The following is a 25,483-nucleotide window of genomic DNA, read 5'->3' on the forward strand; positions in this document are numbered from 1 at the left end:
GTACTAAACGAATATGACTTTTGCCTGATTGTCTTCCATTAACATGTAATTTATACTTATGTTGCCAACCTGTTTTTTAAAATAATAAAGGAGCTGGTATTGTGTCAACCAGGATGATCGCCGTCAAAGAATTGGTTCCCGGCATGGCTATCGGCGAACCAGTCCTGTCAGCCAATGGCAAAGTATTGCTAGGAAAAGACGTAGTTATTACACCCCGTACCATTTCACTCTTAACGATGTGGAATGTCAGCCATGTATTCGTAAACAGCGAAAATGATACTTTACCAGACACTGTTACCCCGGAAGAAGCGGAAGAAACAGAAGAAACTGCCTCTGCAGAAAATGGCCTGACAGACGAATTCACCGACTTCTTTAAAGAATACGACAGCTTAGTAACAACGGCTGTCCAAACCTTTAATTTTATTCGCAATACAAATCAAATTCCTGTACAAAAACTGAAAGAAACATCCTTTAGCATTTATTCTACCGTGCTATCAACAGGTCCGGCCATTATGGATTACTTATTAGTCAGCGATTACAATTTGGCGGACAAAGTTACCCGTCATTCCGTAATGGTTGCCTTTATTAGCAGTATCATTGGCCGCAAGCTGAAACTTTCTGACGAAAAAATTAATATACTTTGTTTAGCCGGGCTTTTGCATGATATTGGCAAACTGGTTATCCCCAAGGAGGCCGACGCCGAAGCCAGAAACCATGTCATCCATGGCGCTAAATTATTGCAGCATGTATCCGTTTTGCCACAGGAGGTATTGCTTACAGTCCTGCAACACCATGAACGAATGGACGGCAGCGGCTTTCCATTAGGTACTGCGAGTGATAAAATTCACCCCTTTGCCCGTATTATTGCGGTTGCCGATCTGTTCCACCAACAAGCCTATGCCGGCGAGGAAGCAAATCCCTTCCCTGTTTTAGAATATATGTCCAAAGACCTAGTTGATAAACTGGATCAAAGTGTTTGCCAGCCGTTTATCCGTTATGTTCGCGATTGCCTGGTTAACTCTCCCGTCCTCTTAAGCGATGGCCAGTCCGGACAAGTTATCTTCTTTAATTCGAACCGGTTGGATAAACCGATAGTCAAAACTCACAGTGGTACAATTATCGATCTTGCCACAACCAAAAACATTGTTATTGAGCGCCTTATTAATCAGGAGTATTTGGCAAATGTCAACTAAAGGCCGATAAAAGCAAAGCCTGTTTTGCGTAGATGCAAAACAGGCTTTGCTTTTATTAAATTCCGTCTTCTTTCTGTTTGACAGCAATACCGCCCAACAATGCCGAAACCGGGTAGTATAAAATCTGCGCAATAACCGTATTGACAAGCGCCACGGTCACTACCACCGGCAGCATGCCATAAAGGTAAACGTTAAGCGGCAACCCTAAAATCAGTTTTGCCAACGTAGTAAATGCCAGTCCACTGGCAAAAGTGCCGCATAAAGCGCTAACTGCCGGTTTGAGATCTACGCGTCCCAGTTTCATGCTAAACGGTAAAGCAACAATTAACGCACAAACCAATGCGCCAATAGGCTCACTGATCAAATTGCCATAAGGAAAAACAGACTTGGAAGTAGCTAAACATAACGCCCCTGCCACCAAACCGATACCCATAGCCCGGCCGACCGGTAAACGAAATAAAACTATCGCCAGGCAATACATCGCAATAATCCAGTTGGGAGAAACCCCGGCAATACTCGGGCTGACCAGCCTGAGTATTGCTCCAATCGCCAGCAGCATGGCCGAAACCGCCGCCCAGCGGAACCGCCCCTCCTGGCCCGTAGTCACTGTTACTAACTCTCGCTCTTTGTTTTCCATTGCTCATACCTCCCTAAAAATTATAATGAATTGCCGAGAAAAACATAAAACCCCGTCTCTCGGATAGATAACTCTACCCAAGGGACGGGGAATAACCCGCGGTGCCACCCTTAATTGACCGGAACAAACTGTCCGGCCCGGCTCAACAAAGTACGGGACAACTGTCCGATACCCGCTTCCTGCTAACGGCGGAAGAATTCCGGCAGTGCCTACCCCGCTTCACGGCTCAGACTGCATCTTCCAGGTCCATTCAACATACCGGTCGGCGCCAACCTCCCACTACCGTTGGCTCGCTGCAGCTTCCTCTGCATGTTTACTCTTCCTGGTCATTGATCTTCAGCATATAATACTTTGTGTATATAGAATATCAGGGGACACGCACAGTTGTCAATACACAAATTACTTGGCAGGTATTCTTTTTTATCCAGCGAACACTATAGCAGATCTTCATCATTCTATATAGCGAGGTGTCGTCATGTCGTTTTTTGTGTCCTGTGTTTCTTTGTTTATTGCCTTGTTGCTGTTTTTCCCAGTTTCAACCGCGGCAAACTTTACTGCGTCTCCAACCATAACGAATGCGCCAGTAGCCGCCGAGCTTAAATTTTTCTCCCTTGACCACAAGGATGTTGCCGCAGTGGCAATTGAAACCCGTTTACCGGCCGCGAATGAATCTGATCCCTCATGCTATACATTTGAGCCGCAATACCGCATAGCAAGAGCAAGTGACTCAATTACAATTACAATAGCGGCACAACCTATGCTACCGGCCAATTCCTATGCACAGGCGTCTGCCATCCGCACCGCCCGTTTAAACCAGCTAACAATGACTGCCGCCGATAACGAAATCAGCCTAGCTATCGCTTATAATCCAAAAAAGTCCGAACCGGCTATCACGACAGTAAAACGCAAACCGGTGATTCAGCCTGACAATTCGATTATCTTCCGCACTTATCTTGTATTGACCTTTGCCGACACACCTACCGCGAAGCTACCCAAAACTATTGTACTCGATCCCGGACATGGCGGCACAGCCCTTGGTGCAACCAGTAACGATTTGCTGGAGAAAGAACTTAACCTGGATATAGCCTTGTTAAGCCGTGACCTTTTTCGAGGTCAGGGTTATGATGTCTATTTGACTAGAACCGATGACAGCAATCCCAGCCTGCTGGACCGGGCCGATGCAGCCAACATTTTACAGGCAGACCTATTTCTCTCCATCCACAATAATTCCATGCCTGCCGACATGCCCGCTGCCGCCAAGCGGCTTTACCGGGGGACGACTGTCCTCTACAACTCTTCCGCCAATAAACCAGCTAAAGAACTGGCAATTATGTTGGCCGATCAACTGGCAGCTGCACTCCGTATTCACCAGTATCCCCTGCAAGACCGGCCAGGCCTGGTTGTTCTCAACGCCACCCACGTGCCGGCGGTTATTGCCGAAGTGGCCATGATGCCCCACCCGCAAGATGCCAAAATGCTCTCTCAGCGGATTTACCGCCTGGAAGCCGCCCAGGCGATTTTCCAGGCAACCGATAAATATTTTTCCATTATTTCACTATCTGCAGGGGGGATCTAAGCATGTTACTGATGGCTTTTTTTAGACAAACAATCCTAATCATAGCCTATTTGCTCATCCTTATCCCTGTTTTTGCAAACCCGGCAATTGCCGCTGATGGTACTGCCAACACTGCCAATAACGGCCTGGCTGTCAGCGACAACGACGGAACTGTGTATTACTTGGACCTTACAGGCGACATTTACGCCAATGCCCGGGAAAATATTTATCGTTTAAAATCCGGTGAAACAGTTCCTGCCCTTATCAATGAAGATGAGGCCTGGAGCCTGGCAATTTCCCGGAAATATTTATATTATAGCAATTGGTCTGATGAACATCGCATTTACCGCATGAAGCTTGACGGCAGCGAAAAAGCCAAAATCGGCGACCAGCCTGCCCAGCAATTAACCGTAACCGGCGACTGGCTGATCTATATTAACTGGAGTAACAGCCCTGCTAATCACAGAATCTACAAACTGTCGTTAGAGAGTGAATCTGAACCGGAAAAATTATGCGATGATCCCGCGGAAAATCTCGTCATCGCCGGCAATTGGGCCTATTACCTGAATACTGACGATAACTACCGCATGTACAAAATTAAGCTTGACGGTACTGGACGCAGCAAAATTGGCGATGATCAGGTTCTCTTTATGGCAGTTGCTAATGACACAATTTACTATAGCAACCAAAGCGACGGCCAAAAGCTCTATGCCATCCGTACCAATGGTCAGCAGCGCGCAAAATTGACAGATGACCGGGCCGGATTTATTAATTTTGTCAATGACTTTATTTATTTTACCAATACCTCGCACAATCATGCCCTATACCGCATCAATAGTACTACCCGGCAGCAACAATTCATCTGCGATTTGGGCATTGGTCCGCAACCGATTACGATTATTAATAATACGCTCTATTACAACCGTCTGTTTTTCAAGCTGTAAACCGCGGTTGCAGGAAAGCCCCTCTTTGCTAGCGAAGATCTAGCCTATTCACTTAAGGAGGGCGCCTTATGTCAGTTAACCGTTTTTTTCCCCATCTCATTGTCACCCTGACAATTTTCACGCTTACCTTTAGCTTGCTGCCAACACCTGTTTTTGCCAAGCAGGCAGAACCGCCACCCGGCTACCTGCCGCTACAGCCATATAATTTACCCGCCAGGCTCACCGTTCTGGACAAACAAATTTTTGGACGCCATGAAAAAATATGATGTTGCCGGCCTATCAGCCGCAGTCTTTACTGATGGAAAACTTATCTGGAACGGCAGCTACGGCTGGGCCGACCTAAGCACCAGCCGTGCGGTAAACTCCGGCACACTGTTTCGAGTAGCCTCTATTTCCAAAATGGTGACGGCAACAGCCTTGATGCTGCTATATGAACAGGGTAAGTTCGGCCTTGATGCTGCAGGAAAAGATCTTATGCATAGCATGCAGTGGTTCGGGAACGGTCTGGAGGGCTTTTATCGGCAAAAGGGGTTAAATTTCCATATTACCGATGATCTTGTGCCAGGCAGACGCCTCATCGGCCACTCCGGCGAAGCATACGGCTTGTCCGGCGACGCTTACTTTGACCTTGACAGCAAAATCGGTTTTGTATTTCTCATGAATGGGGCTAACCTAACTGACGCCAATCCTTTTTATAGTGTGGAGACCACTCTGGCCAAAACTTTAATGACTTCATTTGCACCCCCAAACAGCAATAAGCCAATGCAGCTAAAAGCCAAAGCAGGCGATACCTTTATTGCTGTCAATGACCGCAAAATTTTTCTGCAAACCCCGGCTGCGATAACGAAAATCGGCAAAACGCAACACCTGTTTTTGCCGGCCATCGCGGCGGCTGACGCACTCTCTGCAGGCATTGAGCAAACCGCTGACAAAGCTTCTTTTACTGTTGGCCGGAATAAAGCCACCTTGACCGCCGACCAAGCTGTCCTGACATGTAATGGCGAAAAAATAGTCTTGTCGCAGGCGCCTTATCTAGACAAGGGGCAACTACTCGTTCCTGTCCGCGAACTGGCTACTGCCTTGAACATTAATATGAAACTGAGCCTTTAAATTTATTGATACATATACAATGTACGCTTTAAATCGATAGCGCCAAATATATACAACGTGCTAAAGGTTTGTGCAGGCGGGTGGTGCGTTGGCAAAAGCGGAAGTCAAACGCCAGTGGTGGAGCGTTGTCAATGCACCGCCCGCCTGCGCCGGCAGTATTCTTTGATGCGGAATAAATAGCGAAAGACGAGTGTTATTAAACAAACACTCGTCTTTCACTATTTGTTCTCAGGAACCACAATTACCGCAATGCCATCAGGGATCACGGCTATTTTGGCGTTCTTGCCCGCAATCTCATCAGCCATAGTAAGCGCTTCCGGCAGATTCGCCGCGGCTTGCATATGCATATTGCGAATCATTTGATGATCACATTGGTCGGTAACAATAATAACATGAGCCTTTAACTGAATACGCGCCAGTATTTGCGCTTCCCATTGATCCGGCTGCGTATGTTGGGTATTATGATAATCGCCAGTCATGCTAAACTGGTTCGGGAAAACAATACATAACGCCGCCAGCGGCCGTAGTGAGTTTTTGCAGAAAATTATCTCCGCTGTCCAGACCAATACACAAAAAGCTGCAGCTTGCGATTCTAATTTCGGCAGCAGCCGCTAACGCATCAGCCAGCGGCTGCCTATTTTCATCCATACGGCAACTAGGAATTCCATCAGTAATCAATATCAGCAAGGGATTTTTAACCTGTTGTTCTTTCATAAAGGTTAACGAATATCTAATCCCCAATGCCAGCGGCGTAGCCCCGTGCGGGTTAATTTTCTCAAAGGCGTTAAGTACAACCTGCCGGCTGGCAGTAAACGGTTCTATTACGGCAGCCTGATTATCCTGAAAGCTTAACAAGCTAAGCCGGTTATAACCAAACCGGCTAATTTCGGCAGCCAAATAGCCCGCTGCCTGCAGCCGGGAATCAGCCATACTGCCACTGCTGTCAACTAACAAACAAATATCACTGTCTGGCTGCTGATGCCTGTTTATAAACCTTAAATCCTGTGCGCCAATCCTTAGCTTTCCGCTTGCTCCCTCTGCCAGTCTTGTTGCGGCCGCGCTGACAGTAGCTGCGACAGCCAGCCCTAACGAACAGTTTTGGAATGAACAGGCGCTTACCGGTCGACCGGCATCTTGGCAGACCGACAGCGTCGGCGGCCCCCCCTTTACCACCCCCGACCGTTGCTGCATTAAGCTGACCGCTTGTCGAAAACTGTCATAAAGGCCCGGTGAATAAAAACCAGTCGCCCGTTTTTCCTGCAGTCGGCTACACTCACAGTTGGTTTTCTTATCGGGCCCTTGTACAGATTCTTTTAAGCTAACATAAGTCTGCCCGCGGCTGCCTGTTGCCGGCAAGACTGAACCAGCGGGATTGCCGGAAAATGCAGGACCAGGTGAAAACTCATTAGCGGAACAGCAACTGTTGTCACCTGCCATTGCCGCTTGTTGAGACGCCTCTGGTGACTGGCCAATCAACTTGGAATCCGTTTGGTCCGAATATGGACTAAGATCTGCCAGACAATCCGTCGACTCCACGTGAAAAATGCACTCATTGCGTCGTGGTTCTAATCCCAAATCTAATATTGCCGCTTCCACTGCAGCTACAATGTAAAACAAGCAAAACAAGTTGTCCATCGACAGCTTTAGCGCCACATGCACATGATTTTCATGCACCCGGCGCACGGAAAGTTTTTTACCGTACTGCAAACTGCCGTTTATCCTGCCGCCGCCGGTAGCTGTTTGAATGTCCACAAAATCAGGATTAACCATACCAGCACCTGCCAGCGCCGGTTGTGCGGCAAGTTCCCGGTAATGCGCAAGAGCGCTACAGATATACTGGGCGGCTATTCGATGGTTTACTTCACCGCACTCGTGAAAAATATCCATGTGGCCAATGCGGCCGTAATCTTTGCGGTGATAAAAGCAATGACCGGCGTCACTGTCTACCATAATTTGGACATGTTCCGGACGGTGTGAAAGGAAGGCATGTACTTTGGTGCTCAAAACCGTACTCTGGCCGATACGAACTCCCTGATCCCGTCCCAGCGCCTCAGCCACTATGGCCGCCGCTTCCCCCAGCCTGGCTAAAGGCAACCGGGCAAGGCTATGCCGCAGAGTATCAGGCATGCGGGTTAGCTTCCCTGGATACCAGTTGTTCGTCAGGCAAGCGGTTAAGCGGCGTAGCCGGTTTAGGTGGTGCAATAATTACCGTGTTTAACGGATCAGCAATATGAGCTGTCCCCTGTTCCCCCTTTCCGCCGCCAATATGGCTGCCAGGCAAAGGATACTTGTTGGGCAGGACTGCCGCCAGGCGGGCTGCCAGCGCAGCCCATGGCCTTGTCCAGCGGGATAATGTCTGTCGCGCAAGCTGCGCGGTGGCGGAAACTGTTTCCGGCTTCTTCACTTGCCCGTAAAGCAATCCATGCAAGTCACTCATAATCGCTGCTATGGTATCCTTGCTAACCCGGTGCGCCAATACAAAGGGAGCTACCTGCGCAAGTTCCGTAAGGCCGGCAGAAGATTGCCCGGCCAGTAAAGCCGCTAAACGAACAGCCGTTTCCATCGCTGCCACTGTCCGCAAACTTTCCAGGTTATACGTAATATACAACCTAGCCAATAACTGCCTTATCTTAGGGTGCATCTCAATCCTATCCAGGCAACCGGTTGTTAGGTTTACCGCTCCTCCCGGAGCGTCACTGCCGCCATGACCGGCCAAAATCTCAACCACTGCCTGTTCGGTGTCAGGACGCCCCATCGTTACGGTAACATCAAAACGGTCGGCTAATTGTTTGCGGATTCGGCTAAGCGGCCCCGGATTCTCATCCGGATTGGAAGCGGCCCAAATACATAAATGAACCGGCAGTTCAACCACGGGCAAACCCGCTTCCTCAATCTGAACCCGTCCCGGCCTTGTGCCCATTACATCCAAGAGAATATCTGCCAACTCCGGTGACGTGTCGGCAAGGCGGTTAACTTCATCAATAAAAATGATGCCCCGGTGAGCTTGAGGAATGGTCCCCGGCAATAAGGCTGCTTGCGGCTCAACCGGGTTCGTCAGTCTGGCTAAATCGATGCTGCCAACTATAGTACTCGGTTTAGCCGCCTGCGATATCTCCAGGAAAGGCCGCGGAACTTGCTCTACTCCTAATGCTTCAATTTCAGCAGGCGGCAAGTGGCGGTGAACAGGGCAATGCGGCATTGCCGGATCACAGTTATATAAACAGTTTTTTATGCGTGTGATCGGCGGCAACAGTTCTCTGGCTGTCCGCATAATGGTTGTCTTGCCAGTGCCGCGCAGACCTTCAGCCTGAATATGAAATGACTGCCCGTTTACAAGCGCGGCCACCGACATCTCGACCATCCGGAATAGATCCCTATTCCCACCATGGCGAATGAGCCGGTAATATTCACCCATACTTTGCTTCACCCCCCAGATTGTATTCTTATTGTGTATTGTTCCCTGGGCTAGGTTAGGCATACAGAAAAATTTCTTTTAAATTTCTCCTCTTTTGTCCCCGGGAAAACGGAAAAATAACCCAACTACACGGATTCGTTCTCAAATGAAAAGCAGGGAGACATTTCGTGACTCCACCAAAGAAGTACACAAAGTGTTTCCCTGCTTTATTAAGTAAGACTTATAAGCTTAACTGGGTCTTGATGCGGTCTATGGCTTCTTGGGTACTTTCCTGACTTCCAAACGCAGTCAGGCGGAAGTAGCCTTCTCCGACCGGTCCGAAACCCGCTCCCGGTGTGCCTACTATGTTGACGTCATGTAAAAGTTTGTCAAAGAATGACCAGGAATCATAACCTTGCGGCGTTTTCAGCCAAATGTACGGAGCATTAACCCCGCCGAAAACAGCCAAACCAACACTTTTCAGGCCTTCCCTAATCGTCTTGGCATTAGCCATATAATAACTAACCAACGCTTTTATCTGCTGTTGTCCTGCCGGCGTATAGACGGCTTCGGCCCCCCGCTGGACAATATAGGGTACACCGTTAAATTTCGTTGTCTGGCGGCGGTTCCACAACTTGTTTAAGGGATATTGGCTACCATCCTTGGTAGCGGCCATTACCGTTTTGGGCACTACGGTAAAAGCGCAGCGCGTACCGGTAAAGCCGGCGTTTTTGGAGAATGTTCTAAACTCAATCGCTACATCTTTTGCTCCTTCAATCTCATAAATACTATGAGGAATGCCAGGCTCCTGAATGTACGCCTCATAGGCCGCATCATACAGAATAATTGCCCCATTGGCCCTAGCATAATCAACCCATTTTTTCAGTTCCCCCTTGGGTAAGGTAGTACCTGTAGGGTTATTGGGGAAGCACAGGTAAATAATATCCACCTTTTCTTCCGGCAGGGAAGGCGTAAAGTTATTATCCGCATTACATGTCAAATAGGTTACACCGGCAAACTTGCCATTCAGCAAATCTCCTGAACGGCCGGCCATAACATTGGTATCCAAATAAACCGGATATACCGGATCAGTAATGGCCACCTTATTGTCCACACCGAAAATTTCCTGAATGTTGCCTACGTCACTCTTGGAACCGTCACTGACAAATACCTCGTCCACGTCCAGATTTATCCCCAGGGACTGATAGTCAGTGGCAATTATTTTTTCAATAAGAAATTGGTAGCCTTGCTCCGGGCCATAGCCACGGAAGGTTCTACCATCAGCCATTTCATCAACAGCCGTATGTAAACCTTTAATTACAGCCTCAGGCAGCGGTCTGGTAACATCGCCGATACCCAGTCTAATAATATTAGCGCTGGGATTATCTTCTTTAAATTTAGCTACACGCCTTGCTATCTCAGCAAACAAATAGCTTCCCGGCAGCTTTAGGTAGTTTTCGTTAATCAGGGCCATGTTTGGAAACACCTCTCTAATTTCAATAATTTCGCATTTTTCCTTAATTGTTCCCCAATATAGCAGGGTCAATGCAATGATAAATACCGGTATTTGGTATTATATTCTGCTACACGTACATTTTTCCTCCATATTTACGCAAAAAAAAGATTGTTACCCAAGCTGCGGCAACAATTTTTTCTGTTACTAACCCCTTGCCTGTAAATTTTTATTGGCAGCTGTATACAGCGTACTAAAGATGTGCAAACAGCAGTCCCACTGTTAACAGGAACATAATAAACATAGCAGCATAGTCGAAGCCGCTTAGGGCTACATCAGCAGCAAACTGTCGCCGGCCCCGCCGGCCAAAGCCCCGCAGTTCAAGACTCATCGCCATCGTTTCCGAGCGGGAGACAGCCCGCAAAACGAGCGGCTCGACAATAGCGATATAGTCCAGAAGCCGCTTTACCGGATTGCCGCGAAAGACGTAGCCGCGGCATGCCTGCGCTTCGCGCACAGCCTTGCTTTCTTCGAGAAAATCAGGAACAAAACGCAGGGCTGAGGTAAACATAAACGCATATTCGTAAGGTATCCGGCACTGGCTTACCAGGGCAGCCGTCAAATCCTGCAAACGAGTGGTGGACAAGAGGAAGACAAAAATCAGTGACATGGCAAACATCTTAAAACCCGACATCAGGGAAAAATCAAGACTGCTGCCAAACACGTACTGGATCGCAACCAGCATACCGGCAAATAAAGCTAACCCGCCAACAGCCTTCAGTTGCTTGCCTGATGGCCGGTAAAGCGTCAATAACAAAAGCTGGCCGGCAGCTAAAGCCACCTGACCCGACAGTGTGGGGATCAGCAGTGCCCATATAGATACGGCGGCTGTCAAAATAAGTTTGGTAAGCGGCGCAAGTTTAAGAATAATCTTCCCCTCCCTTCTGAATCATAGGCATGACCTGTCTGACTAGCTCTGTCACCTGTTGAGCATTCATACCGGGCAGTTGCCGGCTGATCGCAACTGCGGTCGGCGGTATCAACCCCCAGGCGGCAATATCTATTTCTCCGTTAAACAGCGTTGCCGGTGTGCCGTCAAATACTTTATGTCCCCGGTCAAGCACGATGGCCCGCGACGCATATTGGCCAATGAGTTCCATATCATGAGTAACTAAGATAATCGTAATGCCTTGTTGATTAAGGCTGGTTAACAGTTCCATCATATTCTGCGCCTCCCAGGGATCCTGTCCGCTGGTTGGCTCATCCAGAATAAGCATTTGGGGACGCATAGCAATGGCTGACGCGATAGCGATCCTTTGCTTTTGTCCCCGGCTAAGCAGCCGGGGGAAACGGCCGGCGAGTTCCGTCAGACCGGTCATACTTAATGCCCATGCCACCGAGTCGTTGACAACGGCAGGGGAAAACCTAAGCTGTTCCGGACCATATGCCACTTCCTGAGCAACGGTATCACGAAAAATCTGCCTGTCGGGATTTTGAAAAACATAGCCGACACTACGGGCCATATCAGCGGTTGTCATCACCGCCGTATCCTTTCCCTGAAAATAAATTGTACCACCACTGGGCTTTAACAAGGACATAGCCAGGCGGGTAAGTGTTGTTTTTCCGCTGCCGTTTCGACCGGCCAACGCTATAAAATCACCGGCATTGACGGTAAGATCTACTTCATTCAGTACCCGCCCGCCATGACCGTAAGCAAAAACCAATTTCTGTATCTCTAAAAGTGTTTCAGGCACTTTTGGCCACTCCCTTTACACAGGCTCCGGTTAGCCTGTTCAGTTCTTCCGCTGCTTGGCTTTCATTCTTCCAGGCAGCCAGAGTTAATCCCGTCTGTTCTTCCAGCATCAGTTTAATTGTCCACAGCGGTGGTACGCCCAGCCTGAGTTCAGGCTTTTGCCACATAAATGCCATTGTTTGTCCCAGATCGCCCGCAAATACAAGACTGCCGGCTTGCAAAACAACCACTTGACTGGCATAAGGCAAAATACGTGCCAGTTGATGCTCGACAACAATGATGGTTTTCCCCTGGCAATTAAGCTCATACAGCAATTCATAAATTCCGGCCGCCCCTTCCGGGTCCAGCGCCGACGCCGGCTCATCAAGAACCAGAATCTCCGGCGAAGTAACAAGCACAGAAGCAATTGCCAGGCGCTGTTTCTGACCGCCGGACAGCCCTGCCACTTCCCGCTCTTCCATTCCGTCCAGGCCTACCATCGCGAGTGCCTCCTTAACCCGTCCGGCAATTTGGCTGCGGCTCAGGCCTGACGTCTCCAGGCCAAAGGCAACCTCCTCCGCTGCGGTTAAGGCCACCAGCTGGCTTTCGTAGTCTGCCAATACGGTTCCCACATGTTCCGCCAGCTCACCCATACTGCTTTGCGCGGAAATAATGTTGCCAACTCGCACTGTACCTCCCTGGCGGCCACCAAAATAATGCGGCACAACACCGGCGATTGCCAGCGCCAAGCTGGTTTTTCCCGCCCCGCTGGGCCCGGTAATTACGGTAAATGCTCCCTTGGGAATCGACAGGCTAATATCATCAAGAACTACGCCGCTATGCGGGTAAGCGTAGGAAAAATGTTCAAAACTCACGGTCATACTAACGTCCTCCTTGTTTTTATCCATAATAAACTGCCGGAATTGCAGAGAAGTCTCCAGCTACTAGGCGCCCCGAGGACTGGAACGCAAGCGTACCGTGCGTACGCTGGAGTGAAGCCCGCAGGAGCAACGACGTAGATGGGGGCTTCTCTGCAATTCTAATGTGTTGGGCGCAAAAAATAACAAAAAACCCCGTCTCTTAAAGTATGCATCCAACTGCATACTTTAAGGGACGGGGTATCTATAACCCGCGGTGCCACCCTATTTGGCCTAACAAATCAGGCCCGGCTTACTAGGTACAGGATATAAATCCGATACCTGCTTCCTGGTAACGGCGGAAGAATCCCGGCAGCGCCTACCCCGGCTTGACCGGATCGGACTGCATCTTCCAGGCCCATTCGCTATGCTGAGCAGCGCCAAACTCCCACTATCGTTGGCTCTCTGTGGCCCTCTTACATAGGTACTCTTCCTGGTCATCGACAATCGCAATATCTGTTTGTGCAAAGTATAGCAAACCGCCAGACGTCTGTCAATTATTTTTTTGCCCATAATGCGCATTCTTTCCCGGCTCATGGTTGTAAAGCCACTCTGTTATCCAGGCGCTGAAACACCTCGTTCTTACTGCTATTCGGTACGAATGGTTATATCATCCACATCCTCATTGTTTTCAGCAAAAATCACCCGTCCCTTTATTTTTTTACCCTTAAGTACAGCAGGCAGCCAATAATTGTCGGACGCCCACATGTCATTGTAAGGTATATCCGCAATCTCAAACCATGCCGGCTTCATCTCATCTGTCTCTTTAGGTTCTCCCTGCCAATCAGTAAGCGTATAGATATGCACGTCATGATCATACTCCGGGTTAGCCGGAAAAATAAAGGTTAATTCTCCTGCCGGCCTGAGATCAGCCTCTTTAGCCAATATACCACATTCTTCAGCCAGTTCCCGTAGTGCCGCAGCCAGCGTGGTCTCGCCGTCCTCTATTTTTCCGCCAAAACCGTTGTACTTGCCATGGCCAAATCCTGTTTTTTTCATTCCCAGTAAAATTTTCTGTGCCGGGTTGCCTTGAACGGGCAGACATAATGTTGTTGAGCGCATCGTAATCCTCCTTCTAGAAAGGTTGCCCCATCCTATAATAATTTCAGTCGTGTTTCAGGGTAATTGAAAAACCCTTAACTTTTTGGTAACTGTGGAAATAGCAAGCGGTAGTGGCGGCCCCAATTCGCCGTCAAGATCGCTTTCAATTGGTTCATTACACTCAATATAAATATCAGTTGCCTGCAAGTGGCGAATATGGCTGCTTAATGTATGCCGCCCGGAAAAAATACTGATAAACAAACCCATTAGTTCTGAAATACTGCACTTATTTACGATTAATATATCCAATTTGCCATCATCAATCTTAGCTTCCGGGGCCAGTGGCGGAAAGCTGCCCACCACACCGCTATTCATTACCAAAAACAACAAAATGTTTTCGCTAAATGTCTGTCCATCTGCTGTAATCGAAACATGCAAGGACTGAAAGTTGGGCAACTCACCCAAGCCTTTAAAATAATAGGCCATTCGCCCCAACGTATTTTTGAGGGCAGTGTCCACATTATGAGCTACCGAAGTAAGCAGTCCGGCACTTGCCACATTTAAAAAATATTCTCCGTTTACCTTACCCACATCAACCATTCGCCATTTTCCGCTCGTTACGGCACTAAGACATCCCGGAATATTCTTGTGAAAATTCAAATATCCGGCAAAATCATTGCAAGTGCCACTGGGAATAATGCCAAGCGGCACATCGACGGCTTCTGTCATCATGGCATTAATTACTTCATGGACGGTGCCGTCGCCGCCGGACACAATGATTCCGTCAGAAGCAAATTCCTTAGCCTCCTTGATAAATGGCCGGATATCTCCCTTATACCTGGTTCGAAAGGTCAATACTATCCCGTCATTCATTTGTAAGTATTCCACAACCTCGTCCAGCTTTAATTTAAACTTAGCATCACCGGATACGGGATTATATATTAATATATATTTCTTCATCTGCTATCTCTCCTAGCCCCGGTATTCAACAAAGCTACCTGCTTCTAAGCTCTTCGGTGTATAATGTCCTCTAAATACTTGCAGGCCTTATCTTTACCCCAGGTCTTTCTAACCCCATGCTTTTCCTATCCAGATTATACCACAATGCATCCGGTCCTTGCAGGCTTAAGACTGATATTGTTAATAAAAAATCTAAATTTTATTCTCCGTTATGCTTCCTCAATTCTTACCCGGCTGCCGTGGCCGGCCGGCTCTGCCGGCTCAAGCAGCAAACGGCGGGGCATGCGCTGCTTTAATTCGGCAACATGACTGATAATCCCAATTGTCAGCCGCTCAACATGCAGTTTTTCCAGCGTTGCCATGGCAACATCCAATGCCTGCTGATCGAGAGAACCAAACCCTTCATCCAAAAAGAAAAATTCCAGCGGATACTTCCCTTTGAGCTGAATTTGTGCGGACAGCGCCAACGCCAACGCCAGCGAGGCCTGAAACGTTTCTCCGCCTGACAAGGTACTCACCGGACGTCTAACCCCGCCATTGGCATCATCCCGGATAAGAAAGCCGCCATCCGGTCCTAATTCCAGCGCATATCGCTGCTGGGTAATTTGCTTTAAGCGTTCAGATGCCTGCCAAGCTACCAGTTCCATTTGCTCCTGCGCCAGAAATTCAATAAAAATATTGCCCCGCAGTAGATTTTTAAGTGCCTGCAAACAATCTTTACGCTCCTTAAGCGCCAGCCGGTTTGTTTCCAGTTCGGACCACCGCTGATATTTTTCCGTAAGATCACGCCATTCCTTATCAGCCTCTACGCGCCGCTCCGTAGCTGCATTTCTGCTGGTTTCAGTTTGCTTAAACAGTGCTTGGCTTTGCTCCCATTCAGCTTGGGTCACACTGCGTCCTTTAAGTGTACTGGTCAAATGTTCACATTGAGCACTCAGCCGCTGGTCTGTTTCCGTATAGACTTTAATCTGCCGGCAGTATTCCTCCTGGCGCAATGCCGGCATAAGAGCCGTCTGCGCGGCCTCCATACCGCTAAACCCTTCTTCCTCCAGTTTGGCAGTAAGGCGAGCCTGTAAATGATCTCGCTGTTTAACAGCTTCTAACCAGCTAGTTTCGCTGCGGGCACGCATTTGTTCGGCAGTAGTAAGCGCCTCATTCGCCTGTTCATAAGCGACACGCGCCTGCTGCTCTTCATCGCGGATCGTGTCCAGCTCCTGCGCAGTCAAAAGGGCTAACTGGGACGCAGGTGTTCCTGCTGTAACAGTAAAAAGTTCCCGCCGTTTGGCCACCACCAGATCATTAAGGCTCTGGAGCCGGGCAGTCAGTGCCGCCAACTCGGCCGCACCGGTTTGTACCGCCTGTTGCAAGCGGTCGATTTCAGCCTGACAAGCCTCACGCTCCTGACGATAGCCGGTCATTTGCCTGGCCAAGCCTTCGGCAAGGCGATCTTGCTGACTCATATTCTTTTGCAGTTCGTCGGCCATTCTAAGAGCCTCAGTGGCAGAAAAAACTTTTCCGGTATCTTTCCCTACGGCCTGAAGGACGGCTGTAAGCTTGTTACCGGCTATAGCAATAGCTTCCTGCGCCTGGTGATATTCCTCTCTGATTTTATCCACTTCATTTTGTGCACTGGACCTCTGCTGAGCAAGCGCCACTGCAGCTTCTTTCGCCCCATTCAGGCTTTGGCGTTCTTTAGCCACCTTCCTCCCGGCTTCAGCCAGTGTTTGGTTCAGACCGGCAATTCGTTCTTTGGCTGCTATAATTTCCTCTTCAAAATTTATGTTGTCAACTTCCGTGCTTTGTCCGGCCCCTGCCGGTTGAGGGTGGTGTAAAGAGCCACATACCGGGCAGGGCTTGCCCGGAGTTAATAAATTAGCCAGCCGGCTAGCGGCTGCCTGCTTTTCACTGGCAAGCAGCTGATCTAACTGAGCCACGGCCGCTGCTAACTGTTGTTCCGCCGCCTTAGCTTCCACCGCTTCCTGTTCATCAAGCCTGACTTCCGCTTGGTGCAGCTTTTCTTCAGCCTGAAAAGCCGCAGCCCGGATAGCCTCATAATGCTTTTTGCGGGCAATGCCCTCTTGTTTAATCTTTTCAGCCGAAATACAAGCCTGTTTTAAAGACTGCGAAGCTTCCAGGCATTCTTGTACCTGGCTTCGCCGGTCGGCAGTTACTGTTGCTGCCAGTAACTGCTGCTCCAGTTTTTTTATATGTTCTGTCAGCCATTGACTGCGGGAAGCCTTTCCCCCGGCAGCATGGCTGGCTGCCTGACAGGCCTGATTTCTCACCTGCTGTTGTTTGGTTAACTCAGCTACTTCTTTATCTAGCTGAGTTACTTCGCTTTCAAGCGTTACTGCTGCCGCTAATTTTGTACGTCGTTCAATTAGTTCCGGCTCCCTCTTGAGCTTTGTTTGCTGCGCCTCTTTATAGGCTGCATTTAGCCTTTGGCTGTCGCTGGTTAATTGGGCAACCTGCTCCCATATTTTCTGCTTAAAAGCGGCAGCCTTCTGTTCAGCCACTTGACTGGCTGCAAACTCCTCTAAGACGGCGGTAACCCGCCCTGCTTTTTCGGCAGCTGCAAGCGCCGCAGCTTTTTCCTGCATTTCACCTTCCTGCCGGCGATGGAAAACCTGCTCACTTTGCTTGTTTGCCAATTCATTTTGCAGGCCATAAACTTCATTAACAGTTCGGTAGTGCTGTTCTGCCGTTTTGTACTGCTCTAAAGCCGCAACTTCCACCTGCTTAGCCTCTGCCAGCACCGATTGGGCAGCAGCCACAGCCGCCGGCGAGGCATTTCCCAGCCCTTTTTGTTCACTCTCCACTTCAATATAACTTATTTCAACGGTTCGGTACTGCTCATTGATTTTATTAATTAAAACATTACCGTACTGCTCCAGTGAAAACAACCGTTGCAACATCTCCCGCCGTTCCTTGCCGCCTAAACTAAGAAATTCGGCAAATTTACCTTGCGGCAAAACTACCGCCCTGGTAAAATCCTCTTCCCGTAAACCAAGCAATCCGGTTATTTGTTCTGTAACCTCACGATCCTTATCGGCAATAACCTCTTCCTGTCCATCGGTTATAACTACCAGGCGGCTGTAGGTATTGGAAACCGCCAGCTGGTCCTTGCGGACATAGCGGCGTTCCACCCGGTAAAGGCGCCGTTCCCGCCCCTGCCCCAAGGCGAAGGTAAACGATACTTTTACCTGTTTTTCCGCATGATTTAATATTCCCTGCGTGCGCCGGCCAGCCCGGACCACAGTTCCGTATAAAGCCAGTGTCATGGCATCAAGTATCGATGATTTACCACTGCCTGTAGGACCAAAAATTCCAAATATGCCAAGTTCCCCAAGCTGCCCGAACGGAATCTCCTGCTCCTCGCGAAAACTATGAAGGCCGGCGATTGTAAGAGTAATTGGCTTCATTCCTGTTCCCCCTCTGCCGCCTTTTTCTCACCCAAGAGATCCTGGCTTATGTCGAGAAATAATTCCACAAGTTTGCTATCAGGCGCAAGCCCACCATTTTGCTGCTTATAAAACCGGATAAACAATTCATTAAGCGGCAGACTATTCAAGCGGATTTTCTCTGCTTCGCTTTCACTGACCGTTAGGCTTATTACCGGTCTGATCGTAACAAAACCGGTATGCAATGCACGAAGTTCCTGAATTTCATCCAGTGTGAGCCCCTTGTCGATTTCCAGCTCGACCTCTATCCAGGCATCCTTATCCCGCCCGGCAGCCACCCACTCCCGCACCTGCCGCAAACCGCCAGTAGCCCGCCACCTTGCTAAAGGCCTGCCTGCAGTCACCGGCACCTCATAAATATCGGGTTTTTTACCTGGCCTGACATCAATGAGAGTTACCGACTTGGCTTGTCCTATTTCGGAAAAGCTGTAAGCCAGCGGTGAGCCTGCATAACGGCAAGGCATTAAGGTGCCGCCTACATATTGTGGGCGATGGAGATGGCCAAGAGCAACATACTGGGCTGCAGCAGGGAACACCAGCGGGTCAACGGCATAGGCACCGCCGATTTGAATCTGCTGTTCCGAATCTGATTCAATTCCACCGCGGACATAGACGTGGCTTATAGCCAAATTAACCGTATCCAAACGAAATTGGGTGTTAAGCAAGCTAAATAAACTGGTTAACCGGTCATTGTACCCCTGCCGCAAATCCTTATCTTCCAGCGACTGAGACAAAATTTCCTTAAGCCGCCCCTCAGACGGATAGGGTAGCGCTGCAATAACAGCTGTATAATCAACTCCCGGTACAGCCAGTTCCAGCCAAGCCTGCCCGCCATTTACCCGGTATACCCTTCCCGCCACCGGCCCGGTAGCGCTTAGTTCCTCTTTGGGAAGTCCTGCCAAGGTAATACCTAATCGTCCTGCCAGTGGGGATGCCGCACATAGTCTCTCAGGGTTATCATGATTTCCGGCCACAATGACAATCCCGCGTCTTCCGTTATCTGACAGTTTGTCCATGGCATAATAAAATAACTCCTCCGCAGCGGCACTGGGATTAGGGCTTTGAAATACATCCCCCGCAACCAAGACCAGATCCACTCTCTCTTGGGTGCAAATGGCACATAATTCTTCTACAAAGGCCGTTTGTTCGGGTAACCTGTCGCGTCCCTCAATCGTCTTGCCAAAATGCCAGTCGGCTGTATGTAAAATCCGCATAAAATACTTTCTCCTTTACGTCTCCCTGCGTTCAAAAAATTAAACTCTGGAGGGATTTCGCCTTTTCCTGAGCTAAATCCTGCACACCAAAATACAGCCAGGACGTTTGTACTGCTTGCCGTCCCTCCGTCGTCCATTAGTTAAAAACGAAAAAATAAAGGTAATTTCGCTAGATTTGTTGAATTATTGAATACGGAGTATTTTGAAAATATCACTCTATAGTATCTTCGCCTATGCCTTTACCTACAAGTAAAACTTACTGACTATACTGAATATATTGCCACCTGCGAGGAGATAAAGCGATGCCTGAACTCTTACACGTCTTGGTTATCGAAGATTCAGAAGCTGATATCCTGCTGCTCAAACAAACACTCCTTCTAGGGGGATACCTACCCCGCATTAGAAAGGTCGATCAGCCTTATGCTATGCTGACGGCTTTGTCCGAACAACAGTGGGATATTGTTATTGCCGATTATTCCCTTCCAAAATTTAGTAGTTTGGCAGCACTAAAACTTTTAAAACAGAGTAATTTGGATATACCGTTTATTATTGTAACCCGGGCCGCTACAGAAGAAGCCGCCGTAACCGCGATGAAGGCCGGTGCTCATGATTATATCCGTAAGGACAGCTTAACCCGGCTGATACCTGTTATTAACCGCGAAATACACGAAGCTATTATTCGCCGGGAACGGCGCAAGCTGGAAGAAAGTCTTACTTACTTAAAATTTCATGATCCTTTAACCGGCCTTTATAACCGGACACAATTTTTACACCAATTGGAACAACTGCAACAACCGTACTCTTCCCCAATAGGTATCATGGTAAGCGATTTAGACGGTCTTAAACTGATTAATGACACCTGGGGTCCAAAAAATGGCGATTATCTGCTAAAGACGACTGCCAATATTTTGCAAGAATTTTGCCCTGAGAATGCTTCCCTTTATCGTATCGGGGGAGATGAGTTCGCCTTGCTGCTTCCTTGTACCACACTTACCTTTTTGGGGAATTTATGCAATGCGATTACTCAGGCAGTAGATGCCTATAACCAGACTGCCCCCCTGTCAGAAGGTATTGTCCTTAGCCTGTCAATGGGCTTTGCTATAACACAATCCAGCCACGATGATTTACAAGAAGTCTTTAAAACCGCCGATAATAATATGTACCGGAAAAAACTAAATCACAGCCAGAGCAACCGGAGTGCAATTGTCCAAACTGCCATGAAGCTTTTGGAAGCCAGAGACTTTATCACGGAGGGACATGGCGACCGCCTGCAGCTATTAGTTGCCCGCCTGGGAACAGCTCTCGGCCTACCCGAGAATAGAGTTACAGATCTTAGGCTACTGGCGCAATTTCATGATGTCGGCAAGGTTGGCATTCCTGACAATATTTTATTTAAACCTGGAAGGTTAACTCCTGAAGAATTTACAAAAATGAAACGCCATTCTGAAATCGGTTACCGGATTGCCCAGGCATCGCCAGACCTAAGCTTAGTTGCCGATTATATTCTTAAACATCATGAATGGTGGAACGGCAATGGCTACCCACTAGGCTTAGCCGGTAAAAATATTCCTTTGGAATGCCGCATTTTATCCATTGCCGATGCCTATGATGCCATGACCAGTGATCGCCCCTATCGCAAGGCTCTTAAACACGAGCAGGCTACATCCGAACTATTGCGGTTTGCTGGTATTCAGTTCGACCCTGATTTAGTCGAAAAATTTCTCCAAGTAGTTAAATAAACAAAACCCACGGATTTGAAAATCCGTGGGTTTTTATTTGGCCTGTTACCAAGCAACAGCAACTGACCCCTTAAAATGTTCACTGACAAAATTCTTAATTTCATCTGACTGATAAATCTTAATCAGTTTGGCTACCGCCGGATTGTCTTTATCTTTCGCTCTCACTGCGATAATATTTGCATAAGGTGAGTCGCCGTCCTCAATAGCCAGTGAATCCTTATTGGGAACCAAGCCGGCAGTCATCGCGTAGTTGGTATTAATAGCTGCCAAATCAACGTCTTCCAAAGAGCGAGGTACCTGGGCGGCATCCAATTCCTTAATTTTGAAGTTTCTTGGATTTTCAGCAATATCGGCTGCTGCCGCCTTAAGACCAACACCGGGTTTTAACTTAATCAGACCCTGTTTTTCCAAAAGCAGCAAAGCGCGTCCGCCATTGGTCGGATCATTGGGAATAGCAATTGTCGCCCCAGGGCTGAGCTCGTTTAGGGATTTCACCTTTTTCGAATATATTCCCATTGGGAATATAACGGTTTTAGCGACAGAAACAATATCATACTGGCGATCTTTCACCATATTGTCAAGATAAGGCTGATGCTGAAAGCTGTTGGCATCTATATCCCCTTGACTTAGCGCTACATTAGGCTGTACATAATCATTAAATTCGACTACCTGAATGGTAAGACCGTTTTTCTCCGCTGCTTTTTTCACCGCATCCATAATTTCAGCGTGCGGCCCGGCGGTAACACCAACCTTAAGCGGTTTATTTGCTGCCGCTGGCGAGGCTGCCTGTTTTCCGCAGCCAACAAGAGAAAAAGCCGCTACTGCTAAAACTAAAATAACTGCATACCATTTTGCGTATCTCATCTTTACTTCCTCCTTACTCTCATCTTTGTTTTATTTTGAGTTTTTCCAAGCGATCAGCCGCAGCTTTTAAGGTCTCAAACTTCTTGCAGAAGCAGAACCTTATCAGATGATTGCCAGCCGTGCTTTCCGTCCGGAAAAAGCTTGAACCCGGTACAACAGCTACCCCAATTTCACTGGCCATATATTTGGCAAAAGCAATATCGTCATCCCAGCCAAATGGGGTAATGTCAGCCATAATATAGTAAGCACCATGCGGCCTCATACAAATAAAACCGGCTTTTTCTAAAACACAAAGCAAATAATCGCGACGTTCCTTGTAGAAGCCGGCCAATTCCGCATAATATTCCGCCCCGAAATTAAACGCTTCCGCAGCCGCCACCTGCAAAGGGGCCGCCGCCCCTACAGTCAGAAAGTCATGCACTTTACGAACCGAGGCCGTAATCTCAGGTGAAGCCTGTACGTAACCTATCCGCCAGCCGGTAACACTAAAAGTTTTGGAAACACTGTTCACCGCTATTGTGCGGTCAGCCATACCAGGCAATGTCCACAGGGGAATATGCCGGGTATTGTCATAAAGGATATGCTCATAAATCTCGTCATTAATTGCCAGAACATCGTATTTTATACACAGTTCAGCGATCAAGTCCAGTTCTTCACGACTAAAAACCTTGCCTGTAGGATTGTTGGGCGTATTTATGATGATAGCCTTGGTTTTATCAGAAAATGCCGCGATTAGTTCCTCACGACAAAAGTTAAAGGCCGGCGGCTTTAGACTAACATATTTGGGCACCGCACCGCAGAGGATAACATCCGCCCCGTAATTTTCGTAGAAGGGCTCAAAGATAATAACCTCATCGCCAGGGTTAACCGTAGCCAGCAAGGTGGCAACCATACCTTCCGTAGCCCCGCAACAAACGGTAAGCTGGCACTCAGGATCAATACTGACTCCGTAATCTCGCTTTACTTTGACGGCAATCGCATCCCGCAATCCTTTCGTTCCCCAGGTAATTGCATATTGATTATGATCTTCCGTAATAGCTCTGACAGCCGCTTGTTTGATCGCTTCCGGCGCCGGAAAGTCAGGATAGCCCTGTGCCAAATTGATAGCGTTATGCTCAGCCGCAATCCGGCTCATCTCCCGAATAACCGACTCGGTAAACTGCCTGGCTTTATTAGAAGCATAGCCCTCCTCACAAAAGCGCTGTATGACATTTTGCATGAACACTCCTCCCAATTATCTTTTATTAAGCTTGTGGGCAAAATAGTCCCCACTTGATTGTACAAGCTGCACCATGGCAATCAAAATGACCACGGTAGCCAACATCACATCAGCGCGGAACCGCTGGTAGCCATAGCGAATAGCCAGATCGCCCAAGCCACCGCCACCGATAGCGCCAGCCATTGCAGAATAGCCAATCAGGCTAATTACCGTCAATGTCAAGCCTAATATAATGGAAGGCATGGCTTCCGGAATTAGCACTTTAAAAATAATCTGATTCGGTGATGCTCCCATTGATTGTGCAGCTTCTATTAATCCTGCATCCACTTCCTTTAGTGCGGACTCAACTACGCGGGCAACAAATGGTATAGCGGCAATACTAAGTGGTACAATGGCAGCATTGGTGCCAATTGATGTACCAACAATAATCCGGGTAAAGGGAATAATAGCAACCATTAAAATAATAAACGGCGTGGACCGGGTAGCATTTACAATGGCTCCCAGGGTTTGATTAAATGCCAGATTCTCCTTAATATGATTCTTGCCAGTCACCACCAGTATCACTCCCAGAGGAATACCTAACAGTGCCGAAACCAATGAAGAAACAACCACCATATACAGCGTTTCCCCTAATCCCTCAACTAGCAGCATGAGCATGTCTTGCGACATAGCCAATCACCTCTGTTCTTAAATCTAAATCCTGCAAATAATGGAGCGCGGCTTCTGTATCCTTTTCGTTACCTGATAATTCCATTAAAAGTGTACCATAAGGAATATCCTGCAGATGATCAATATTGCCGGATATAATATTTACATCAATAGCAAACTTGCGGATAAGTCCGGCAATAACCGGTTCATTCGTTGCCTCACCGAAAAAGGACAGTCTCACAACAAGATTTCCGCCAGCTGTCGGTGTCTTGGACAACACAGCCGACAACGCCTCCGGCACTTTGTTATTTACTACTGTTTTTATGAAATCCTGAGCAGTCAGTGACTGTGGATTAGTAAATACGTCAAATACCTTGCCTGTCTCAACTAAATGCCCGCCTTCAATTACGGCAACCCTGTCACATATCGCCTTGATAACATGCATCTCATGCGTGATTAAGATGATTGTCAGCCTCAGTTTTTTATTGATATCCTTTAACAGTGCTAAAATGGATTCCGTGGTTTGCGGGTCCAAGGCCGAAGTTGCCTCGTCACACAGGAGCACTTTCGGCTGACTGGCTAATGCCCTGGCAATACCGACCCGTTGCTTTTGTCCGCCACTTAGTTGAGCAGGATAAACATCCCGTTTATCCGCCAAGCCAACCAGTTCTAATAAAGGAATTACTTTTTTTTCCCGTTCATTGCGACTGACACCGGCAATTTCCAAAGGAAAAGAAACGTTCTCCAAAACAGTCCTAGAGGAAAGCAAGTTAAAGTGCTGAAAAATCATCCCCATACTCTTGCGTGCTTCTCTCAATTCTCTTTCCGATAATGCCGTCATGTCTTGACCATCGACTATCACGCGACCTGCGGTAGGCCGTTCCAGCAGGTTAATACAACGAATAAGCGTACTTTTGCCAGCACCGCTTTTGCCGATAATACCAAAAATCTCCCCTTGCTCTATAGCAAGGGACACATTGTCGAGAGCCGTTACGATACCAGACTCTCCTTGGTACACCTTCTGCAGTCCAGTTAACGTTATCATTATTTTTGTCTTCCTCCTTTACGTCCAAGCAATAAGAAAAGCCTCTTCAGAAGAAGAGGCATAATTGCTTAACTATGCTATTCTTCATCTGCCAGGCCCTGTCGGGCTTCTGCAGGAATTGGCACCGTTCGCGTATGCGTGGTTGCCGCGGCTTCATAGGGCCAGTCCCTCAGCCAACTCTTGATGAAAAATACTGTATTCAATTAATAGTAATAGTACCATAGTCATTGGATTTCTGTCAATATTATTTTTGATTATAAAATTAATTATTAAGAAAAAATAATTATTGAAAAAATATACCAACAGGTATAAAATTATAGCATACATTATAGCATTTGATCACTAAAGGAGATGTGC

At 48.0% G+C, this 25,483-nt stretch carries 22 protein-coding genes, 1 riboswitch and 2 other annotated features; of the genes, 6 read left to right on the top strand and 16 right to left on the bottom strand.

Features of this window, described 5'->3' with window-relative positions:
- The first annotated feature begins 101 nt into the window (after positions 1 to 101).
- Positions 102 to 1,193 carry an HD-GYP domain-containing protein gene (locus tag BLR65_RS17295; protein WP_093795435.1) on the top strand — a complete coding sequence of 364 codons (1,092 nt, stop codon included), beginning with the start codon at positions 102 to 104 and terminating at the stop codon, positions 1,191 to 1,193.
- 55 nt (positions 1,194 to 1,248) lie between these two features.
- Here BLR65_RS17295 and BLR65_RS17300 read toward each other — a convergent pair whose 3' ends face one another.
- Positions 1,249 to 1,830: a tryptophan transporter gene (locus BLR65_RS17300; protein WP_093795436.1), complete on the bottom strand. Its 582-nt coding sequence runs from the start codon at positions 1,828 to 1,830 to the stop codon at positions 1,249 to 1,251.
- 77 nt (positions 1,831 to 1,907) lie between these two features.
- Positions 1,908 to 2,169: a binding site (T-box leader), on the bottom strand.
- A 136-nt stretch (positions 2,170 to 2,305) separates the two neighbouring features.
- Between BLR65_RS17300 and BLR65_RS17305 the strand changes: the two genes are divergently transcribed.
- The 4 genes from BLR65_RS17305 (at position 2,306) to BLR65_RS17320 (ending at position 5,439) form a co-directional block, all read left to right on the top strand.
- Positions 2,306 to 3,406 carry an N-acetylmuramoyl-L-alanine amidase family protein gene (locus tag BLR65_RS17305; RefSeq protein WP_093795437.1) on the top strand — a complete coding sequence of 367 codons (1,101 nt, stop codon included), beginning with the start codon at positions 2,306 to 2,308 and terminating at the stop codon, positions 3,404 to 3,406.
- Between the two features lie 2 nt (positions 3,407 to 3,408).
- A complete protein-coding gene (locus BLR65_RS17310; RefSeq protein WP_093795438.1) occupies positions 3,409 to 4,329 on the top strand; it encodes a DUF5050 domain-containing protein in 921 nt (306 codons plus the stop codon).
- A 68-nt stretch (positions 4,330 to 4,397) separates the two neighbouring features.
- Complete coding sequence (locus BLR65_RS17315; protein WP_093795439.1) at positions 4,398 to 4,595, top strand: hypothetical protein; 198 nt, start codon at positions 4,398 to 4,400, stop codon at positions 4,593 to 4,595.
- Positions 4,582 to 5,439: a serine hydrolase gene (locus BLR65_RS17320; RefSeq protein WP_093795440.1), complete on the top strand. Its 858-nt coding sequence runs from the start codon at positions 4,582 to 4,584 to the stop codon at positions 5,437 to 5,439. The genes BLR65_RS17315 and BLR65_RS17320 overlap by 14 nt, the downstream gene beginning before the upstream one ends.
- A 218-nt stretch (positions 5,440 to 5,657) precedes the next feature.
- Here the strand turns inward: BLR65_RS17320 and BLR65_RS17325 are convergent, their stop codons facing one another.
- The 11 genes from BLR65_RS17325 to BLR65_RS17375 all read right to left on the bottom strand — a co-directional run bounded on the left by BLR65_RS17325 (position 5,658) and on the right by BLR65_RS17375 (position 19,611).
- A complete protein-coding gene (locus BLR65_RS17325; RefSeq protein WP_093795441.1) occupies positions 5,658 to 5,918 on the bottom strand; it encodes a hypothetical protein in 261 nt (86 codons plus the stop codon).
- Between the two features lies 1 nt (position 5,919).
- On the bottom strand, positions 5,920 to 7,566 hold the full coding sequence (locus BLR65_RS17330; protein WP_093795442.1) for a vWA domain-containing protein: 1,647 nt from the start codon (positions 7,564 to 7,566) through the stop codon (positions 5,920 to 5,922).
- A complete protein-coding gene (locus tag BLR65_RS17335) occupies positions 7,559 to 8,917 on the bottom strand; it encodes a magnesium chelatase ATPase subunit I (RefSeq protein ID WP_245692865.1) in 1,359 nt (452 codons plus the stop codon). Before BLR65_RS17335 ends, BLR65_RS17330 begins: the two co-directional genes overlap by 8 nt.
- Positions 8,918 to 9,074: 157 nt before the next feature.
- On the bottom strand, positions 9,075 to 10,307 hold the full coding sequence (locus tag BLR65_RS17340; RefSeq protein WP_093795444.1) for an LL-diaminopimelate aminotransferase: 1,233 nt from the start codon (positions 10,305 to 10,307) through the stop codon (positions 9,075 to 9,077).
- Positions 10,308 to 10,539: 232 nt separating this feature from the next.
- On the bottom strand, positions 10,540 to 11,217 hold the full coding sequence (locus BLR65_RS17345) for an energy-coupling factor transporter transmembrane component T family protein (protein WP_342741398.1): 678 nt from the start codon (positions 11,215 to 11,217) through the stop codon (positions 10,540 to 10,542).
- A complete protein-coding gene (locus BLR65_RS17350) occupies positions 11,207 to 12,040 on the bottom strand; it encodes an energy-coupling factor ABC transporter ATP-binding protein (RefSeq protein WP_093795446.1) in 834 nt (277 codons plus the stop codon). Before BLR65_RS17350 ends, BLR65_RS17345 begins: the two co-directional genes overlap by 11 nt.
- A complete protein-coding gene (locus BLR65_RS17355; RefSeq protein ID WP_093795447.1) occupies positions 12,033 to 12,899 on the bottom strand; it encodes an energy-coupling factor ABC transporter ATP-binding protein in 867 nt (288 codons plus the stop codon). The genes BLR65_RS17350 and BLR65_RS17355 overlap by 8 nt, the downstream gene beginning before the upstream one ends.
- A gap of 225 nt (positions 12,900 to 13,124) precedes the next feature.
- Positions 13,125 to 13,385: a binding site (T-box leader), on the bottom strand.
- A 138-nt stretch (positions 13,386 to 13,523) separates the two neighbouring features.
- Positions 13,524 to 13,997: an 8-oxo-dGTP diphosphatase gene (locus BLR65_RS17360; RefSeq protein WP_093795448.1), complete on the bottom strand. Its 474-nt coding sequence runs from the start codon at positions 13,995 to 13,997 to the stop codon at positions 13,524 to 13,526.
- 54 nt (positions 13,998 to 14,051) lie between these two features.
- Positions 14,052 to 14,936 (bottom strand): diacylglycerol/lipid kinase family protein, encoded by an 885-nt coding sequence (locus tag BLR65_RS17365; RefSeq protein ID WP_093795449.1) that lies wholly within the window; start codon positions 14,934 to 14,936, stop codon positions 14,052 to 14,054.
- Positions 14,937 to 15,145: 209 nt separating this feature from the next.
- A complete protein-coding gene (locus BLR65_RS17370) occupies positions 15,146 to 18,358 on the bottom strand; it encodes an AAA family ATPase (protein ID WP_093795450.1) in 3,213 nt (1,070 codons plus the stop codon).
- Positions 18,355 to 19,611, bottom strand: a complete 1,257-nt coding sequence (locus tag BLR65_RS17375) for an exonuclease SbcCD subunit D (protein WP_093795451.1) — start codon at positions 19,609 to 19,611, stop codon at positions 18,355 to 18,357. The genes BLR65_RS17370 and BLR65_RS17375 overlap by 4 nt, the downstream gene beginning before the upstream one ends.
- 302 nt (positions 19,612 to 19,913) lie before the next feature.
- On the opposite strand from BLR65_RS17375, the gene BLR65_RS17380 reads away from it, so the two are divergent.
- Positions 19,914 to 21,350 (top strand): bifunctional diguanylate cyclase/phosphohydrolase, encoded by a 1,437-nt coding sequence (locus BLR65_RS17380; protein ID WP_093795452.1) that lies wholly within the window; start codon positions 19,914 to 19,916, stop codon positions 21,348 to 21,350.
- A 45-nt stretch (positions 21,351 to 21,395) separates the two neighbouring features.
- Here BLR65_RS17380 and BLR65_RS17385 read toward each other — a convergent pair whose 3' ends face one another.
- The 4 genes from BLR65_RS17385 to BLR65_RS17400 are packed head-to-tail and all read right to left on the bottom strand — an operon-like array spanning position 21,396 to position 25,126.
- Positions 21,396 to 22,214, bottom strand: a complete 819-nt coding sequence (locus BLR65_RS17385; protein ID WP_093795453.1) for a MetQ/NlpA family ABC transporter substrate-binding protein — start codon at positions 22,212 to 22,214, stop codon at positions 21,396 to 21,398.
- A 19-nt stretch (positions 22,215 to 22,233) separates the two neighbouring features.
- Positions 22,234 to 23,433 (bottom strand): pyridoxal phosphate-dependent aminotransferase, encoded by a 1,200-nt coding sequence (locus tag BLR65_RS17390; protein WP_093795454.1) that lies wholly within the window; start codon positions 23,431 to 23,433, stop codon positions 22,234 to 22,236.
- 15 nt (positions 23,434 to 23,448) lie between these two features.
- The gene (locus BLR65_RS17395) at positions 23,449 to 24,102 is read right to left on the bottom strand and encodes a methionine ABC transporter permease (protein WP_093795455.1); all 654 of its coding nucleotides are present in this window, start codon (positions 24,100 to 24,102) and stop codon (positions 23,449 to 23,451) included.
- A complete protein-coding gene (locus tag BLR65_RS17400) occupies positions 24,071 to 25,126 on the bottom strand; it encodes a methionine ABC transporter ATP-binding protein (RefSeq protein WP_093795456.1) in 1,056 nt (351 codons plus the stop codon). Before BLR65_RS17400 ends, BLR65_RS17395 begins: the two co-directional genes overlap by 32 nt.
- A gap of 81 nt (positions 25,127 to 25,207) precedes the next feature.
- A riboswitch (SAM riboswitch) is annotated at positions 25,208 to 25,316 on the bottom strand.
- Between the last annotated feature and the right edge of the window lie 167 nt (positions 25,317 to 25,483).

This window comes from Sporomusa acidovorans, assembly GCF_900101845.1.
Taxonomy (GTDB): domain Bacteria; phylum Bacillota; class Negativicutes; order Sporomusales; family Sporomusaceae; genus Sporomusa; species Sporomusa acidovorans.

Coding starts and splice junctions, on each gene's coding strand:
- BLR65_RS17385 (WP_093795453.1), bottom strand. CDS start 22,214: ATGAGATACGCAAAATGGTATGCAGTTATTTTAGTTTTAGCAGTAGCG.
- BLR65_RS17390 (WP_093795454.1), bottom strand. CDS start 23,433: ATGCAAAATGTCATACAGCGCTTTTGTGAGGAGGGCTATGCTTCTAAT.
- BLR65_RS17360 (WP_093795448.1), bottom strand. CDS start 13,997: ATGCGCTCAACAACATTATGTCTGCCCGTTCAAGGCAACCCGGCACAG.
- BLR65_RS17365 (WP_093795449.1), bottom strand. CDS start 14,936: ATGAAGAAATATATATTAATATATAATCCCGTATCCGGTGATGCTAAG.
- BLR65_RS17395 (WP_093795455.1), bottom strand. CDS start 24,102: ATGTCGCAAGACATGCTCATGCTGCTAGTTGAGGGATTAGGGGAAACG.
- BLR65_RS17320 (WP_093795440.1), top strand. CDS start 4,582: ATGAAAAAATATGATGTTGCCGGCCTATCAGCCGCAGTCTTTACTGAT.
- BLR65_RS17335 (WP_245692865.1), bottom strand. CDS start 8,917: ATGCCTAACCTAGCCCAGGGAACAATACACAATAAGAATACAATCTGG.
- BLR65_RS17305 (WP_093795437.1), top strand. CDS start 2,306: ATGTCGTTTTTTGTGTCCTGTGTTTCTTTGTTTATTGCCTTGTTGCTG.
- BLR65_RS17330 (WP_093795442.1), bottom strand. CDS start 7,566: ATGCCTGATACTCTGCGGCATAGCCTTGCCCGGTTGCCTTTAGCCAGG.
- BLR65_RS17315 (WP_093795439.1), top strand. CDS start 4,398: ATGTCAGTTAACCGTTTTTTTCCCCATCTCATTGTCACCCTGACAATT.
- BLR65_RS17355 (WP_093795447.1), bottom strand. CDS start 12,899: ATGACCGTGAGTTTTGAACATTTTTCCTACGCTTACCCGCATAGCGGC.
- BLR65_RS17380 (WP_093795452.1), top strand. CDS start 19,914: ATGCCTGAACTCTTACACGTCTTGGTTATCGAAGATTCAGAAGCTGAT.
- BLR65_RS17310 (WP_093795438.1), top strand. CDS start 3,409: ATGTTACTGATGGCTTTTTTTAGACAAACAATCCTAATCATAGCCTAT.
- BLR65_RS17375 (WP_093795451.1), bottom strand. CDS start 19,611: ATGCGGATTTTACATACAGCCGACTGGCATTTTGGCAAGACGATTGAG.
- BLR65_RS17300 (WP_093795436.1), bottom strand. CDS start 1,830: ATGGAAAACAAAGAGCGAGAGTTAGTAACAGTGACTACGGGCCAGGAG.
- BLR65_RS17325 (WP_093795441.1), bottom strand. CDS start 5,918: ATGACTGGCGATTATCATAATACCCAACATACGCAGCCGGATCAATGG.
- BLR65_RS17340 (WP_093795444.1), bottom strand. CDS start 10,307: ATGGCCCTGATTAACGAAAACTACCTAAAGCTGCCGGGAAGCTATTTG.
- BLR65_RS17370 (WP_093795450.1), bottom strand. CDS start 18,358: ATGAAGCCAATTACTCTTACAATCGCCGGCCTTCATAGTTTTCGCGAG.
- BLR65_RS17400 (WP_093795456.1), bottom strand. CDS start 25,126: ATGATAACGTTAACTGGACTGCAGAAGGTGTACCAAGGAGAGTCTGGT.